Source organism: Embleya sp. NPDC005575 (assembly GCF_040605455.1).
Classification (GTDB): Bacteria; Actinomycetota; Actinomycetes; order Streptomycetales; family Streptomycetaceae; genus Embleya.
Window position 1 is genome coordinate 17825 of the sequence record NZ_JBEXCV010000034.1, and the last position, 15470, is coordinate 33294.

Consider the following 15470-nt stretch of genomic DNA (forward strand, 5'->3'; position numbering starts at 1 on the left):
TGGCCGCGACCAGGGCACGCTCGTTGCGTTGGGCACCCGTCGGTGCTCGGTTTTGGGAGTCGGGCCGCAGGGGCCGAGCCTCCGGGTTGTTGGTTGAGTTGCAAGGCCCGCGCACATAGGCCACGGCATGCCACCGGCTCCGAAGCTGCGGCCGATCTGAGTGACAGCCGCGGGGCTCTGCCCCGAACCCCGGCCCTCTCTCGGAGGGGTTGGCCGAGCGGAACGCTGCGGTTTGCGGGTGGTCTTAGGTCTGGGGGTTCCCTCCTCGATCGGGCACCGGAGGCGTACCCGGAACCCCGGAGGGGCGCAACGGCCGAGCGCGAGCGTCACGGTGTGAGCCGTTGCGCCCCTCCGGGAACCCGGGTCCGTGCGGGCATGCCCGATCGAGGAGGGAACCCCCAGACCGACCACCCACTTGTGGAGCGAGGCAGGCCCCGCTTGCGCACCAGATGCGCACCAGAACGGGGTGCGGCTCAGCGGTCCTGACGGGCACTCAGGGGATGAGTGAACGCGCGGCGGCAGGTGGGTGGTTGCGCAGTTCGGGACCAAGATCGCGGGCAACCCTTCCAAGCTAGTGGTGCGAGTTCGATCCTCGTCACCCGCTCCAAAGGTAAAGGCCCAGGTCAGAGGTTGTTTCTCTGATCTGGGCCTTTGTCGTGCCCGCGCTCTATTGGGGGGCGCGCCGGACGGCCGGGGTCCTTGGTCCCGCTTGTGGGCGACCTTGGTCTCGTCTTTTCGGGCTCTCGGGGGTGGTTTTCGGCTGACGCCGGACCGTGGAGCACCCGCGAGCGGGCGCCGGGGATGTCGGGAATCTCACGATCATGGGTGATTTTCGGCGAGTGCGGTGACGATCGATGGCAGGGCTTTCGGGCCGTGTTTCGCATCGGGCCGCGTCGAGCCCGGTCAGGTCCGGTCGATCAGGTCCGGTCAGGCCTGGTGGGTGGCGATGAGGGAGGCTACGGCTTCCAGGTGCGCGCGGTCCGTCTCGGGGGACTGTAGGCGGGTGGATTCGCGGTAGCGGGGGTCGAGGAGGACGTGGTCGACGCCGAGGGCGGCGACCGCGGCCAGGTCGGTCTCGATTTGGCCGAGGGTGCCTTCGCCGGGGAGGCGGTCGGCGTCCGGGAGCGGCGTGGTGGTCACTCGGAGCGGGGTGCGCAGGGCGACCGTGGGGGTGGGACGGGCGGCCTGTTCCGCGGCGGCGCGAAGTGCCGGGAGGCCCTGCTTTTCGAGCCACTGGGTGGTGACGCCCAAGGGGTGCCAGGTGTCGCCGTGGCGGACCGTGCGGCGGATGGCGGCCGGGCTGTTGCCGCCGATCCATACGGGTGGGCGCGGAGACTGGAGCGGACCCGGGCCCGTGTGCACGTCGTGGAAGGACGAGTACGTGCCCTCGAACGACGCGGGGTCCTCGGCCCACAGCGTGTGCAGTGCCGCGAGGTATTCGTCGGTGATCCGGCCGCGCTCGGCGAACGGGATCTTCAAGGCGGCGAATTCGTCCTCGGCCCAGCCGATACCGACGCCCAGGACCAAACGGCCGGTGCTGTATCGGTCGAGGTTGGCGGTGACGCGCGCGGTGAGCAGCGGGTCGCGGTAGGGCAGGATCAGCACGGTCGTGCCCAGCCGGATGCGCTCGGTACGACCGGCCAGCCAGGCAAGCGCGGTCAGCGGCTCGTAGAACGGGGCCGGGTACTGGGCCGCGACGTCCGGGGTGACCGCGATGTGGTCGGACAACATGGCCAGGTCCAGGCCGAGATCCTCGGCGTGCCGGACCGAGGCGAGCATCGCGTCGGGGCTCGCGGTCGGCCCGTAGTTGGGGATGTTCACGCCGAATCGCACGTACGCCTCCGGTGGGTCGATCGGTCGACGGCAACGATTCGACCGTAGGGCCTGACACCCGGGTGAGGGCCCGAACGCGAAGACCTACGGAATATTGATCGCCGTGATTCCCCCGAGAACCAGGACCGTCGCGGCTATTCGATATCGGCCGTAGGTCTCGTGAAAGATCAGCGTCCCGATGATCGCGCCGACGACGACCGACGTTTCGCGCAGCGCGGCGATCGTGGCCAGGGTGCCTCGGGTCTGGGCCCAGATGACGAGCGTGTAGGCGGCGAGGGACATGGCGCCGCCCAGCAGGCCCCAGACCCGTTGTCGGTTGGGCTCGGCGGCGGGGTCGCGGCGGCGGCGCAGGACCAGGATGGTCGGGGCCGATTGGAGAACGAACAGCCACGCCGCATAGGACATCGCCGAGCCCGAGGAGCGTGCGCCGACGCCGTCCAGGACGGTGTACAGCGCGATCGCACAGCCCGTGGCCAGTGCGGCGAGCACCGCGGCGGCCTCGGCGCGGCGCGGGATGCCGCCGGCCAAGGCGAGGACGAGCATGCCGGCCGAGATCACCACCACACCGACGGTCTGCGTCACGGTCAGGTATTCGTGCAGCAGGGTCACCCCGATCAGCGCGGTGACCCATGGGGAGGTGCCGCGTGCGATCGGGTACACCTGGCCGAAGTCGCCCAGCCGGTAGGTCTCCATCAGGAGCAGGTTGTACGCGACGTGCAGGGCCGCCGAGCAGAGCAGCCACGGCCGGGCGCCGGCGGCCGGGACGCCGACGAAGGGCAGGCAGGACAGGCCGATGCCCAGGCTCGCCACCTGAATCATCACCATCGTCCCGAGGCGGTCCTTCAGTCCGTGCGCCAGCGCGTTCCAGGCCGCGTGCAACCCGGCCGAACCCAGTACGGCGGCGGTGACCGCCGGGGTCACGCGCGGCCGCGAAGCGGACGGGTCGACCCGAAGGGCGCCTCGGGAGCCGGCCCGCGCGCCGGGGCGGGGCCGAGGTCAGGGGCGGCCGCCCCGGGTCGCCGATCGGCCGCCGTCGGCAGGTGGTCGGCCGTCGGCGGAGCCCCGTGTGTGCGCAACTCGGCGGTGGGGTCGACCATCTGATGGGGCGTCATTCGGGACATCCAAGCATGCGAACCGGAATAATGACCGCCCATATGACGCACACCTCTTCCGCCCTCGCCTCGCTCCGCGGCCTCGCCCTCGGCGACGCGCTCGGCGCCCAGTTCTTCGTCCCCGACAACCTCCCACACCTGGCCGATCGCAGCCTGCCGAAGGGCAGTTGGCCATGGACCGACGACACCGAGATGGCCTGCGTCCTGCATGCCGCGTTGACCCTGCGCGGCACGGTCGACCAGGACGAGTTGATCAAGTCCTTCGCCCGCCGGCACGACTTCGATCGGGGCTACGGGCCGACCACCAACCGCATGTTGCGGCTGGTGCGGCAGGGCGGCGACTGGCGTGCCCTGGCCGCCGCGCCGTTCGACGGGCAGGGATCGTGGGGCAACGGAGCCGCGATGCGAGTCGCCCCGTTGGGCGCGTGGTTCGCCGACGACCTGGACGCGGTGGTGGCGCAGGCCGCGTTGTCCGCCGAGGTGACGCACATCCATCCCGAGGGCATCGCCGGCGCGGTGGCGGTGGCCGTCGCGGCCGCGGGTGCGGCGACACTGGACCGGCCCGGCGCGGGCGACTTCGTGAGCTTCGTCCGGGATCGCACGCCCACCGGCCTGGTGCGCGAACGGCTGGGCGCCGCACTGGATCTGGTGGGTCGTCAGGACTCGCGCGAGGTCGGCCGGCTGCTCGGCAACGGCCGCGAGGTGAGCGCACCCGACACGGTCCCGTTCGCGGTGTGGTCCGCGGCCCGGCACCTCGACGACTATGCGGCGGCCTTCTGGTCCACCGCGACCGCGGGCGGTGACGTGGACACCACATGTGCGATCGTCGGTGGAATCGTGGGCATCCGAGCCGAGTTGCCCGCCGAATGGGCGAGCCGCGTGGAGGCGCTGCCGACGTGGTGGCGGGAGGCGGCCGCCCCGGCGCCGCATAAATAGTTGGCAAAGTCGGCTGCGCTGCATCATGATGAGCGCGCTCTCGTCACTCGGGCACCGACACCCCTTCGTTGCAGGGCGGTTGGCGTCGCACCGAACGGGAGCCCTCGGCCTCTTCGCCGTCGGACGCACGTCTCGTGGGGGGACGTCGATCGGCACGCGGTCGCTGCCACCGCTTTTCCCGACGGCCGATCACATCCCGTTCATCCCCGTCTCGTGCGCTCCCTCGTACGACGCGGTGCCGCCCTGGATGCAGCCGACACACCCCGGAGGATTCCGTTTTCATGCGCAAGTCCCTGTTTCGACTGAGTACGGTTGCGGTCGTCGGTTCCGTGCTGTTCGCGGCGACCGCCTGCGGTTCCGACGACGACAAGAAGGACAGCGGGAAGCCGGCCGCGAACACCACGGCCACCAACCCGCCGGCCGCCGCACCCTCGCCGAGCGCGGTGGCACCGAGTACGCCCGCGCCCGTCTCGTCGGCCGCTTCCGCGGGAACTCCGCTGACCGCCGCCCAGTTGGAGAAGGCAGTACTCGCGGCGTCGGACCTGCCGCAGGGGATGTACCTCACTCGGGAACCGAGGGGGGCCGCCGAGCGGGTGACCGCGACGTCGCCCGAATGCCAACCGCTCACCGACCTGCTCCTGCCGCGGCAGGGCGCCACCAAACCGGTCGGCGTGGCCCAGGCCGCCGTGACGATCGGCGCCCCGACGCCGTCGACGGTGATCGCCACCGAGCTGTTCTCGTACACGGGAACCGACGCGGAAACGATTCTGGGCAAGGCGCGTACCGCGCTCGGGAAGTGCGGCTCGCTCTCCACCAAGGACGCCGAGGGCGAGGCCTCGACGGTCAAGCACGCCGAGGCCACCCATCCCAAGCTGGGCGACGACACCCTCGCTATCACGAGCACCCCGGCGGACGGCGGCGCGGGCGGGCAGGTCGTGGTCCGCGTCGGCTCCACGTTGATCGTCGTCAGGGTCGTGGAGGTCACCGGCACCACGCCCAAGCTGCCGGACACCGCGCTGGTGACCAAGCAGGTCGAGAAGATCGTGGCGGCGGCCAAGGGCTGACCCGAGCCGGTGGGTCGGTCGGCGTCCGTCGATCGACCCACCGCGCCACCGTGTCCGTCCGAGATCGAATCAGGCGATCGTCAAGGCTTTTTGACGGCCGATCAGAATCCGCCGCGGCCGACCGAGCCGCCGGCGCCGGCGGTTGGCAAAGCCGAGCGGCGTCCGCGATGATGAGCCCCTCGCGTCGCCGATTCGACGCCGCACCACCCCGCACCGCACCGGACGCCATGGTTCCGGGGCAGGACGAGAACCCACACTGCGCCGCCTTGAGAGTCGCACGGTCGGCTCGTGGGGTGGGACGAGCATGTGGCCGGCGTTCGCGGGTTCGTGTCCTGATGGCCCATCGGATCCCCGTCGGCCCGATCGTCCGCTTCCCGGCGGACGAACCCGCGGCGGGCCGGGCCCGTTGCTCCGGAGGAAGCCGCGTATGCGCAAGATCGTGATCCGGTTGGGCACGGCGGCGATCGCCGGGACCCTGCTCCTGGCGGCCACCGCGTGCGGCCGTGACGAGGAGGCGTTGGCGCGCGAGTACGCGAGCGCGCCGACGGCCACGCCCGAGACGACCACCGCGGTGACCCCGGCGCCGGCCGGGAGCGCGCCGGCGGGTGCCGCCCCGCCGGGCGCCGCGCCACCCACCGCGGCCTCCTCCCCCGGCGAGCCCCCGCCCGCACAACCTCCCACCGACGAGTCGGCCGCCCCGTCCGGAAACGGGAACGGAAACGGAGGCGGGAACGGAAGCGGGAACGGCTCCGACCAGGCCGCCCAATCCCGTCTCGACGCGGCCCTGTTGACGGCTGCGGAAATGCCCGCGGGCGCCTACGAGGTCAACCCCGACGGCACCGAGACCCGGGAGACCGCCCGGGACGCCGGCTGCCAGCCCCTCATCGACCTGTCGCGCCCCGGCCAGGCCGCCTCGGGGCCGGCCGCGTCCGCCCAGGCGTCGGTGACCAGGGGCGATCCGACGCCCACCGGCTTCACCATCGTCGAGTTGTTCTCCTTCGCCGGCACCGGCGCGCAGGACCTGTTCGCCAAGGGCCGGGCGGCGCTGTCGAACTGTACGTCGGTCACCTCCACCGACTCCGACGGTGCGACAAGCACCGACGCCTACGCCGCGATCCCGCACGCGAGCCTCGGCGACGAGTCGCTGGCCATCGGGATGACTCCCCAGGCGGGCGGCGCACTGGGCCTGATCGTGGTCCGGGTCGGCCCGACGATCGTGGTGGTCAGCAACGCGGATCTGTCCGCGGCCACGCCCGGCCTGCCCGCCGACGACCTCGTCGCCCGTCAGATCACCAAGCTCCTGGCGAGCTCGCGGCAGTAGGCACCTCGCCCCCGCTCCCGGTCGGCTGGGCGTGGACCCACATCCGCGCCCCGCCGCCGGATCAGCTCGAGTCCCGCGCCCGCAAGGTCGCCTGCCACAGCGTCAGATCACCCTGGACGGCCCCTTCGCCGGCCGCGACGATGGCCGCCGCCACCGCGCTCATCGGCATCAGTTGCTCGAAGGCGACCGAGGTCAACCGGGGACGGACCATCTCGCACAGGGTCAGGTCGTCCGTGCCGACCATGGCGACCTGCTCCGGCACCCGGACGCCGACGTCGGCCAACGCGCCGAGCAGCAGTGCCGCGTATTCGTCGTTGTAGCCGTACACCGCGTCGGGGCGGCCCTCGGCCCGCCACTCCCGCGCGATCCGCGCGGCCTCGGCGGGATCCTCGGCCATCTCGACCACCCGCACCGTGCCGCCCGCGGCCTCGGCCGCGGCGCGAAAGCCCGCGAGCCGCTCCAGGCCCAACTCGGTCAGGCCCGGCTCGCGCGGCACCACCACGGCGAAGTCCCGTCGGCCCCGCTCGATCAGGTGCTCGGCGGCGCGGCGGCCCGCCGCCACATGATCGATCTTGAGGCCGAGCGCGACCGGGGCGGAACTCCTGCCCATGGCCACCACGGCGATGCCACGCGCGGCCAGGTACTCGACGCCCTCGGCCGACATCCGCTCCGGCAGGACCAGCACCGCCGCCGGATTCAGCGCGCCCCACGCCTTCGCCGCCTCGACGCCGTGCGTGGCGGGATTGCCGTGGATCACCAGGGTGTGTCCCACGGCGTGCAATTCGCGGGCCAGGCCGTCCAGGAAGCGCTGGAGCAGTTGTCCGAAAGGCACCTCGTAGGTCGGCACGAGCACCAGGTCGGTCCGCCCGCGCCGAAGCGATCGGGCGTCCGAACGCGGCTCGTAGCCCAGGCCGGCGGCGACCTCGCGGACCCGGCGCCTGGTCTCCTCCGGGATCCGACTGGTCTGGACGTCGTTCATCGCGTACGACACGGTCGCGCGCGAAACGCCCGCGGCACGGGCCACATCGGCCCCGGTCGGGGGGCGTCTCGTTGTGCTCATGGGGCGATTGTCGCCCAGGTCGCGACCGCGCCCGGCACGTGGGCCGCCTCGTGGACTTCGTGTCGAGGTACTCGTCCCGAATGGCTGACTATGTGTCAGGAAGGCCCGGCCGCACCGCGACCGGGCCTTGCACGACCATCCGACGAACCTCACCCGACGAAGACGAGCCTCACCCGATGAAGGTGATCCGGTCCGCCGCCGGCGGCGCAAGCGGCGCGCTCGCCGAGGAGTGGGCCGCGAAGTAGGCCAACAACGCGTCCAGGTCGGACGCGCCGATGCGCTTGTTGGTGCCGGTCTTGAAGGCCGCGAAGCCGTCGCCGCCGCCGGCCAGGAACTCGTTCGCGCTGACCTTGTAGGTGGCCGCCGGGTCGATCGGCACGCCGTTCAGCTTGACGCTGCCCGACACGATCCTGGCCGCGCCGGTCTGCGACCGGTCCACCGTGTAGGTCAGGCCCTTGGAGATCTGCAGCACCTTCGGATTGCCTGCGTTGCCACCCGTGTACTGCTGCGCGAGCAGGTCGAGCACGGCCTGACCCTTGAGGTCCAGGGTCTGCATCATGTTGGTGAACGGTTGCACCGTGAACGCCTCGCCGTAGGTGACGACGCCGTCCCCTTCGCTGCCGGCCGCCGCGTATTGCAGGTCGGACCGGATCCCGCCCGGATTCATGAACGCGATCTGTGCGCCGCCCTTGTCGGCCGGTGCGGTTGCCTCCAGTTGCGCGTCGGCGATCACGTCGCCGAGCGGGGACTCGGGCGTGGTCGCGCCGCGGCCGCGGATGTCGCCGCTGATGTACCCGATCGAGCGGTTGGAGACCGGAGCCGCGAGCTTCTGCCAGTCGGCGAGCAACTGCGTCAGGTCCGGGGCCTTCGGGGTGTCCCGGCGAACGACCGTGTTCTGCGCCTTGACCGACGTCCGCACGATGTCGCGGGTGCGCTTGTCGTAGGTGGCGTCGATCCTGGTGTACATCTTGCCGAACGAGGACGCGCTGGTGACCATCCGCGGCTGCCCGGCCGGGTCCGGGATGTTGCACGAGTACGCCTGGTGCGTGTGGCCGGTGACGACCATGTCGATCGCCGGGTCCAGGCCCTTGGCGATGTCCACGACCGGGCCGGACAGGCCCAGGTTGCCACCCGCGTTGCAGTCGTAGTTGTACGCGTTGCTCGTGGGCAGGCCACCCTCGTGCAGCAGCACCACGATCGACTCGACGCCGATCAGGCGCAGCCACGGCACGATGCTGTTGGCGGTCTTGATCTCGTCCTTGAACTTCAGGCCCTTGACGCCCTCGGCCGTGACGATGTCCGGCGTGCCCTCCAGCGTCATACCGATGAAGCCGACCCGCGCGCCGCCCACGTTCTTGACGGTCACCGGGGCCAGGATCGGCAGCCCGGTGCGCTCGTCGAGCACGTTCGCGGCGAGGTACTGGAAGTCGGCGCCCTTGAACGTGCGTCCGGGTGTGTAGCACCCCTCGGTCGGGTGACAGCCGCCCCACTGCATGCGCTGCAGTTCCTTCTTGCCCTCGTCGAACTCGTGGTTGCCCACCGAGGTGACGTCCAGGCCGACCTTGTTCAGCGCCTCGATCGTCGGCTCGTCGTGGAACAGCCCCGACAGGAGCGGGCTCGCGCCGATCATGTCGCCGGCCGCGATGGTCAGCGAGTTGGGGTTCTTCGCCCGCTCCGCGCGCAGTTGGGTCGCGAGGTGCTCGATGCCGCCGGCCGGGATCACGACGGGCTTGCCGTCGGGACCGAGCTCGGTGACGGTGCCGGCGGAACCCTGCGGTTCCTCCAGGTTGCCGTGCAGGTCGTTGAGCGCGAGGAATTCGAGGTCCGTCGTGCCGGAGGGCCGACCGTGACCGGCGCGGGCGTCGGCCATGGCCGGGCCGCTCATCGCGAGCAGGCTCGCGGCGACCAGGCCGGTGAGGGCGAGGCGACCGCGGCGTCGTCTGTTCCCGAGCATGGGATCCCTTCGGATGGCGCGCTCAGTGGTGACGCGCGTAGAAGTGGGGACTGAAGGTGTCTCGCAGCCAGAGATTAGGGGCAGTTCCCCGACCGGCACGAGACCTCACACGAAACCGATGCGTGAAACCGCTGTGAACTTATGTGGCCGCTACCGGGGACAGGGCATGATCAACCACCGTTTCCCACCCCCGAGGGCTGGGCAGCCGTACGGCGTGGCACCTAAAAGGGAGGGATGTCCGCGATGCGCGTGGAATTCGCGACAGAACCGGGTCATCCGGGCAAGCCGAACGAGGATTTCATCGTCGCGGGACCGGCGACGATGGTGCTGCTCGACGGGGTGACGTCCGGTTCGGACAACGGCTGCAAGCACGGGATCCCGTGGTTCGTCGAGCGGCTGGGCACCGCACTGTTCACGCACAGCGGCGGACGGCCGGACCGGTCCCTGGCCGAGTGCCTGCACGACGCGATCGAGGACACCTCGGCGCTGCACGTGGACGGTTGCGACCTGGGCCGGCCGGATGCGCCCGCCGCGACGGCGGTGGTGGTGCGGGTGGTCGAGGATCGATTGGAATACCTCGTTTTGTCCGACTCGACGCTGCTGATCGAGCGCGACGAGGATCTGACGGTGGTCACCGACGATCGCCTGGACGTGATCGGGGTGGCGGCCCGGCGACGCCGGGACGCGCATCCCGTCGGCACCCCGGCCTACCTGACGGCGCATCAGGAGTACGAGAACACCCTGCGCGCGGCCCGGAACGTGGCGGGCGGCTACTGGGTGGCGGCGGCCGATCCCGCAGCGGCCGGCGAGGCGCTCACGGGAGGTCTGGCGCTGGGCGAGGTACACGCGCTCGCCGCGCTGAGCGACGGGGCCAGTCGGCTGGTCGACCGGTACGGACTGAGCGACTGGGACCGGCTGATGACCACGCTGCGACACTTCGGGCCGGCTGAGTTGTTGGCCCGAGTGCGGGCCGCGGAGACCTCCGACGCGGACGGGTCCAGGTGGCCGCGCGCAAAGATCTGCGACGACGCGACCGCCGTCTGGGCGCTGGTGTAGGTCTGCCGCACGGGACGCCGGCTCCACCGAAGCCGCTCCGCGATGGGCCCGCTCCGCCGAAGTCCCGCCGCGATGGGCCGGCTTCGCGCAAGACCCGCCGCGCGGGACACCTGCTCCCCCGGGGCCCACGAACGCCGGCCGGGCCCCCGACGACCCGACCGGCGTTCGACCCGCCCACCGAGCTATTTCGGCAGCACGCTCTCGATCGCGGCAATCAGATTCGGGTCGTGCGGGTCGGTCTGCGGACGGAACCGGCCGACGATCGCGCCGTCGGCGGAGAGCAGGAACTTCTCGAAGTTCCACTGCACGTCACCCGAGCCGCCCTCGGCGTCGGAGGCCGCGGTGAGCACGTCGTAGAGCGGGTGCCGGTCCGGGCCGTTGACGTCGATCTTCTCGGTCAGCGGGAACGTCACACCATAGGTGGTGGAGCAGAACTCGAGGATCTCCTCGGCACTGCCCGGCTCCTGGCCCATGAACTGGTTGCACGGCACGCCCACCACGGTGAAGCCGCGTGCGCCCAACTCCTTCTGCAGTTCCTCGAGGCCGGTGTACTGCGGGGTCAGGCCGCACTTGGACGCGACGTTGACGACCAGTGCGACCTTGCCCTCGGTGACGCCGCCCAGGGTCGTGCTCTCCCCCGCCAGCGTGGCGATGGGGGTATCGAGAATGCCCATGATCGTTGTCCTTCCTGCGTGGTGCCGCTCGCAGCGACGCGATCCGATGACGTGAAGCGCTTCGAGACGGCGCGAGTAAGACCTGAAGACTCGACGCTATCGAGCACAGCCGTAGGCTGCCCGACCCGGTCAGGCCGAATCACCGCGCCGGGCGGCGTGGACATCCGCCAGCCCCGCACGCCACCCCACCGCACACGGCCCGGTGATCGCCGCGCGCCTGGCGGTGTCCTGCACCTGTCCGCGCAGCGTGCCCGGCTGCTCACGGACCACCACCTCGGCGGGCAGCCCGCTCAGGTCGGCCATGTGCGCCGCCCACTCCTGCACGCTCACCGGCTCGTCGCCACCCCAGTTGACCACCGTCGCGGGAGTGGACGCCGCGTCCAGCAGGGCCGCCGTCTGGCTGTTGATGTCGTCCTGGTGGATCGGGCTGTACATACACGGATCCCAACGGGTGACGATCGGCTGCCCGGCCAGCACGGCGTCCAGGTGCATGGTCGGCAGGCCGCCGCGGGGGCCGTAGGAGGCATTCATCCGGGCGATCACCACCGGGAGGTCGAAGGCGCGGGCACAGTAGCGCGACACGGCTTCCTCGGCGGTCTTGGAGACCGAGTAGGTCGGTGCGTGCGAGACGTTTGCGTCGCCGAGCGGGTCGCTCTCGTGGAAGACGTGCATCGGGTCCGGGTGCGGCTTGAGCACCGACGCCGTGGACATCACCAGCGCCGCCTTGGCCCGGCGACAGTGCTGGAGCAACAGCCCTGTGCCCTCCGCGTTGACCCGCAGCGCCTCGTCGTAGTCGAGGCCGGGGCCCTGGAAGGTGGCCAGGTGCAGGACGTAGGTGAAGTCCTCGGGCAGGTCGTCGAACGTGCCCGCCCCGAGGTCGACGGCGCGTGTGGTCACGCCCAGCGCGTCCACCCGCTTGCGGTCCTCGGCGTTCGAGAAGCGGGCGATGCCCCACACTTCGTTGTCCCGGGCCAGGTACTCGGTCAGCGGGTAGGCGATCTGGCCCGCGGGACCGGTGATCAGGATCTTCTCGCCGGACAGCATGCGGCTCCTCGGAGGGCTCGGGTACGCGATCCGTACGGGATCCGGCTGCGATCCGTACGCGATGTACGACGTCGAGATCGACGGTACATCTGACGTACCGTCATATCCGAGACGGTGCGGGGAGACCAGGGCGTCCGCACGTGTCGCCGGACACCCCGATGGCGCCCTCCGCACGGGGGTGGCGGAGAGCGCCGGGGGTATCGAGGATGGGCCTGCGTGCCTCGACGGCTTGCCTCGACGCGTCGTCGAGGCACGAACTCAGACCTCGATCTCCTCCTCGACACGCTTGAGGCTGTGTCGGGCCAGCGCGAGGTTGGCGCGGTCCTTCATCAGCACGAGATACAGGAACAGGCCCTTGCCGGCCCGTCCGGTCAGCGGCCGGATCAGGTGGTATTGCTTGCCGAGCGTGATCAGGATGTCCTCGATCTGATCGCTGATGTGCAACATCTCCATCGTGCGCATCTTGGCGCGCATCACGTCGGTGTTTCCGGCGGCCGCCACGTTCAGGTCGAGTTCCTTGCTGCCGCCGAGAATTCCCAGCGCCATTCCGCTGGTGTAGTCGACCAGGGCCACACCCACGGCGCCCTCGATCGTCATTGCTTCCTTGAGGGCCGTTTCCATATTGGCCATGATTGCCTCCGGGGCGATCGGCGGTGCGGCTTTGCGGTGGACTCCGACAGGCTCGTCCTCGGGCGGTACGACACCCGGGGTCGGCGCGGCGACCGGGACCACCTCGGTCGGTTCGGTGTCGCCGGCCGGAAGGGGATCGGCCTCGATTGCTTCGATGACATCCGCCTCGGTCACAGCACCCCGCTCGGTGTCGGACCCGGCCGGCGGGTCGCCTGATCTGCGTCGGGACGGCCTCGACCGCCTCGGGGGTAGTGCCATCTCCGACCGGCTCCTCGCCATCGGGCTCCGCGACGTCGCACCCGGCGCGAGCGACCCTCGCCTGCCCGAATCCGCCCGGACCCGGTCCGTCCTGGCCCGGGACACCGCGGGATCGGCCCGGCCGAACCCGGGCGCCGCGGGCGCCCGTGCGCCGATACCGACGACCTCGGTCGAATTCACGCCCCCGCCGCTCAACTCACGCGCCCCTTCCCCTTTGTATGCGCCCGTCTTTTTGCACATCACCCGCAACCATGCGCGTCGCCCATGACTTGGCGCATCGCTGTGCGGGTCCGGTAATTCGAGTTCGACTGCTTCGAACTCGACCTCCCGGACTCGCTGAACGGCAGCGTAGAAGCAGCCCGAAGCGGATCGCGGGCAATATTCGCTTAATTTCCGGAAACCCGACCCGGACCGCGATGGGGCGCTAAAATCCACGGCTTCGTGCGAACGCACGTCCGCCCGGGGCTGTCCTCGGATGTGACTCGCCGGTAGCGTCGGCCGAGATCCCGCGCGACCCGAGTCCGAGGAGATGGACATGTCCGGCACCGATGCGCAGCAAGCCCAGGACGTGCAGGCTCAGCAGCCGACCCCGCCGCGGCCGGTGTCGCCGGCGGACCTGAGCTTCGCGCTGCCGCCCACGTTCGAGACCGTCGAACAGGAGCGCCGGCACCGCAAGGAACGATTGACCGCCGCGCTGCGGCTGTTCGGCCGATTCGGCTTCGAGGAGGGCGTGGCCGGGCACATCACCGCACGCGACCCGGAGCTCACCGACCACTTCTGGGTCAACCCGTTCGGGATGTCGTTCAAGCACATCACCGTGGACGATCTGATCCTGGTCAACCACGAGGGACAGGTTGTCGAGGGCCGCTTCCACGTGAACCAGGCCGCGTTCGCGATCCACTCGCAGATCCACGCGGCCCGCCCGGACGTGGTCGCCGCGGCGCACAGCCACTCAGTGCACGGGCGCGCGATCTCCGCGCTCGGCATCAGGCTCGAACCGATAACCCAGGACGTGTGCCCCTTCTACGAGGACCACGAGCTGTTCGACGACTACGCGGGCGTCGTGCTCGACGCCGAGGAGGGCCGCCGGATCGCCAAGAGGCTCGGCCCGCGCAAGGCGCTGATCCTGCGCAACCACGGCCTGCTCACAGTCGGGCAGTCGGTCGACGCCGCGGCCTGGTGGTTCATCACCATGGAGCGCTCCTGCCAGGTACAACTGCTCGCCCAGGCGGCCGGCGAACTCAAGCCGATCTCGCCGGAGAACGCGCGGCTGACCCGGGAACAACTGGGCAACGACACGGTCGCCTGGATCAACTACAAGCCGCTGTACGACGTGATCAGCCGCTCCGAGCCGGACCTGTTCGGGGCGGACGGTCCGATGACGATCTGATCACCCGGTATCGGGCGCGGCGCCGGGCCTCCGGGCATCAGGGCCACCGGGCCACCGGCGCATGCTCTTCGATCCATTCCGGTGACCGCTCGATCACCCGCCCGGTGCCCGGTCGGCCCTCATGTCCCTCGACCGGGCGCAATCTCGGCGATATCCGGCCGCGCCGGGAGTCAACCCGCCCGCTTGCGGAAAGTACAAGGACATGTACGAACGCAGCCTTCCGCAGCACTTCGCGCGCTCGGCGCGGCCCGCCCGGTCGGGTGCCCGGTTGTGGCTGCCCGATGTCGAGAGCCCGCTCGACTCCTCGGTGCCGTGGCGCCGAATCGGCCAGTTCCTGGTGGACGTGGTGGCCTCCGCACTGTTGCTCGGGACCGCGATGTTCCTGTTCGTCCTGCTGCCCACCCACCCCGACGGTTCGATCCGCAGCGGTCCGTTGACCGCGACGATCACCGCCGGCGTGGTCGTCGTCGCGGTCGCGATCCTGCTCTGGTACTGGGTGCTGCGACCCGCAGAGCACGACGGGCGCACGTGGGGCATGCAGGTGTTCGGCATCCGCGTCGTGGACGTGTCCGGCGGGCGAGCGGGCCGGCGCCAACTGGGGATCCGCTGGCTGCTGTTGGCCGTCGACACGTTCGCACTCGGCGCGATCGGGCTGACCGCGATGCTCACCGACGGGCGCCGCCGGCGGGTCGGCGACCGGGCGGCGGGCACCCTGGTGGTCCGCGGTCGCGGCCCCGGCCTGGACTGAGTCCGCCGCGAAGCACTCGTGCTCGCCTTCGAGCACCTCGGTCGCCTTCCCGCGGCCCGCGCCGGCGCGTCGACCGCGTTCCGGAATGCGGCTATTGCTCGGCCGCTCCGCCCGCATTGTGGTCTTGCGCACGGTTTGCAAAAGCCACCTTGTCGCCATGTCCATCCGACCACTAGTGTCGGCTCGCCGTGGTGTTCGGGAAGCCGGTTCGATGCCGGCGCGGCCCTCGCCACTGTGATCGGGAAGTTCTCCTCCATCCCCGCGGAAACGTTGATTCGTCGCCTCGGGGAAGCCACTGGGACCGCTTGCGCGGCCCCGGGAAGGCGGAGACGTGAACGTACGACCCGTCAGCCAGGAGACCGGCCACGGCGATCGTCCGTCCACGAGGTG

At 70.7% G+C, this 15470-nt stretch carries 13 protein-coding genes and 1 riboswitch; of the genes, 6 read left to right on the plus strand and 7 right to left on the minus strand.

Annotated features, from left to right (window positions below; all coding sequences use genetic code 11):
• Positions 1–927 precede the first annotated feature (927 nt).
• Positions 928–1833, minus strand: coding sequence for a TIGR03619 family F420-dependent LLM class oxidoreductase (locus ABZS54_RS14530; protein WP_355534704.1), 906 nt, complete (start codon positions 1831–1833; stop codon positions 928–930).
• 84 nt (positions 1834–1917) lie between these two features.
• Complete coding sequence (locus ABZS54_RS14535) at positions 1918–2754, minus strand: DMT family transporter (RefSeq protein ID WP_355534706.1); 837 nt, start codon at positions 2752–2754, stop codon at positions 1918–1920.
• Between the two features lie 233 nt (positions 2755–2987).
• On the opposite strand from ABZS54_RS14535, the gene ABZS54_RS14540 reads away from it, so the two are divergent.
• The 3 genes from ABZS54_RS14540 to ABZS54_RS14550 all read left to right on the plus strand — a co-directional run bounded on the left by ABZS54_RS14540 (position 2988) and on the right by ABZS54_RS14550 (position 6266).
• On the plus strand, positions 2988–3881 hold the full coding sequence (locus ABZS54_RS14540) for an ADP-ribosylglycohydrolase family protein (RefSeq protein ID WP_355534708.1): 894 nt from the start codon (positions 2988–2990) through the stop codon (positions 3879–3881).
• A gap of 281 nt (positions 3882–4162) precedes the next feature.
• Positions 4163–4945, plus strand: a complete 783-nt coding sequence (locus tag ABZS54_RS14545; protein ID WP_355534710.1) for a hypothetical protein — start codon at positions 4163–4165, stop codon at positions 4943–4945.
• Between the two features lie 427 nt (positions 4946–5372).
• A complete protein-coding gene (locus tag ABZS54_RS14550) occupies positions 5373–6266 on the plus strand; it encodes a hypothetical protein (protein WP_355534712.1) in 894 nt (297 codons plus the stop codon).
• A gap of 61 nt (positions 6267–6327) precedes the next feature.
• Here ABZS54_RS14550 and ABZS54_RS14555 read toward each other — a convergent pair whose 3' ends face one another.
• The gene (locus ABZS54_RS14555) at positions 6328–7326 is read right to left on the minus strand and encodes a LacI family DNA-binding transcriptional regulator (RefSeq protein ID WP_355534714.1); all 999 of its coding nucleotides are present in this window, start codon (positions 7324–7326) and stop codon (positions 6328–6330) included.
• A 169-nt stretch (positions 7327–7495) separates the two neighbouring features.
• The gene (locus ABZS54_RS14560; protein ID WP_355534767.1) at positions 7496–9211 is read right to left on the minus strand and encodes a bifunctional metallophosphatase/5'-nucleotidase; all 1716 of its coding nucleotides are present in this window, start codon (positions 9209–9211) and stop codon (positions 7496–7498) included.
• A gap of 312 nt (positions 9212–9523) precedes the next feature.
• Between ABZS54_RS14560 and ABZS54_RS14565 the strand changes: the two genes are divergently transcribed.
• Complete coding sequence (locus ABZS54_RS14565) at positions 9524–10336, plus strand: integrase (RefSeq protein ID WP_355534716.1); 813 nt, start codon at positions 9524–9526, stop codon at positions 10334–10336.
• Between the two features lie 182 nt (positions 10337–10518).
• Here the strand turns inward: ABZS54_RS14565 and ABZS54_RS14570 are convergent, their stop codons facing one another.
• The 3 genes from ABZS54_RS14570 to ABZS54_RS14580 form a co-directional block, all read right to left on the minus strand.
• A complete protein-coding gene (locus ABZS54_RS14570; RefSeq protein ID WP_020550715.1) occupies positions 10519–11010 on the minus strand; it encodes a glutathione peroxidase in 492 nt (163 codons plus the stop codon).
• Positions 11011–11139: 129 nt separating this feature from the next.
• Positions 11140–12054: an NAD(P)-dependent oxidoreductase gene (locus ABZS54_RS14575; protein ID WP_355534718.1), complete on the minus strand. Its 915-nt coding sequence runs from the start codon at positions 12052–12054 to the stop codon at positions 11140–11142.
• Between the two features lie 258 nt (positions 12055–12312).
• Entirely contained in the window at positions 12313–12684 is a 372-nt protein-coding gene (locus ABZS54_RS14580; protein WP_355534769.1) for a hypothetical protein, read from the minus strand.
• 793 nt (positions 12685–13477) lie between these two features.
• Between ABZS54_RS14580 and ABZS54_RS14585 the strand changes: the two genes are divergently transcribed.
• Together ABZS54_RS14585 and ABZS54_RS14590 are read left to right on the plus strand one after the other, a co-directional pair.
• A complete protein-coding gene (locus ABZS54_RS14585; protein ID WP_355534720.1) occupies positions 13478–14332 on the plus strand; it encodes a class II aldolase/adducin family protein in 855 nt (284 codons plus the stop codon).
• 202 nt (positions 14333–14534) lie between these two features.
• Positions 14535–15080 (plus strand): RDD family protein, encoded by a 546-nt coding sequence (locus ABZS54_RS14590; protein WP_355534722.1) that lies wholly within the window; start codon positions 14535–14537, stop codon positions 15078–15080.
• A 172-nt stretch (positions 15081–15252) separates the two neighbouring features.
• Positions 15253–15463, plus strand: a riboswitch (cobalamin riboswitch).
• Positions 15464–15470: the final 7 nt, after the last annotated feature.

What these genes read in the sequence shown, in the direction of transcription:
- ABZS54_RS14550 (WP_355534712.1), top strand. Translation starts at nt 5,373, where the DNA reads ATGCGCAAGATCGTGATCCGGTTGGGCACGGCGGCGATCGCCGGGACC.
- ABZS54_RS14555 (WP_355534714.1), bottom strand. Translation starts at nt 7,326, where the DNA reads ATGAGCACAACGAGACGCCCCCCGACCGGGGCCGATGTGGCCCGTGCC.
- ABZS54_RS14580 (WP_355534769.1), bottom strand. Translation starts at nt 12,684, where the DNA reads ATGGCCAATATGGAAACGGCCCTCAAGGAAGCAATGACGATCGAGGGC.
- ABZS54_RS14560 (WP_355534767.1), bottom strand. Translation starts at nt 9,211, where the DNA reads ATGAGCGGCCCGGCCATGGCCGACGCCCGCGCCGGTCACGGTCGGCCC.
- ABZS54_RS14570 (WP_020550715.1), bottom strand. Translation starts at nt 11,010, where the DNA reads ATGGGCATTCTCGATACCCCCATCGCCACGCTGGCGGGGGAGAGCACG.
- ABZS54_RS14565 (WP_355534716.1), top strand. Translation starts at nt 9,524, where the DNA reads ATGCGCGTGGAATTCGCGACAGAACCGGGTCATCCGGGCAAGCCGAAC.
- ABZS54_RS14540 (WP_355534708.1), top strand. Translation starts at nt 2,988, where the DNA reads ATGACGCACACCTCTTCCGCCCTCGCCTCGCTCCGCGGCCTCGCCCTC.
- ABZS54_RS14575 (WP_355534718.1), bottom strand. Translation starts at nt 12,054, where the DNA reads ATGCTGTCCGGCGAGAAGATCCTGATCACCGGTCCCGCGGGCCAGATC.
- ABZS54_RS14590 (WP_355534722.1), top strand. Translation starts at nt 14,535, where the DNA reads ATGTACGAACGCAGCCTTCCGCAGCACTTCGCGCGCTCGGCGCGGCCC.
- ABZS54_RS14585 (WP_355534720.1), top strand. Translation starts at nt 13,478, where the DNA reads ATGTCCGGCACCGATGCGCAGCAAGCCCAGGACGTGCAGGCTCAGCAG.
- ABZS54_RS14545 (WP_355534710.1), top strand. Translation starts at nt 4,163, where the DNA reads ATGCGCAAGTCCCTGTTTCGACTGAGTACGGTTGCGGTCGTCGGTTCC.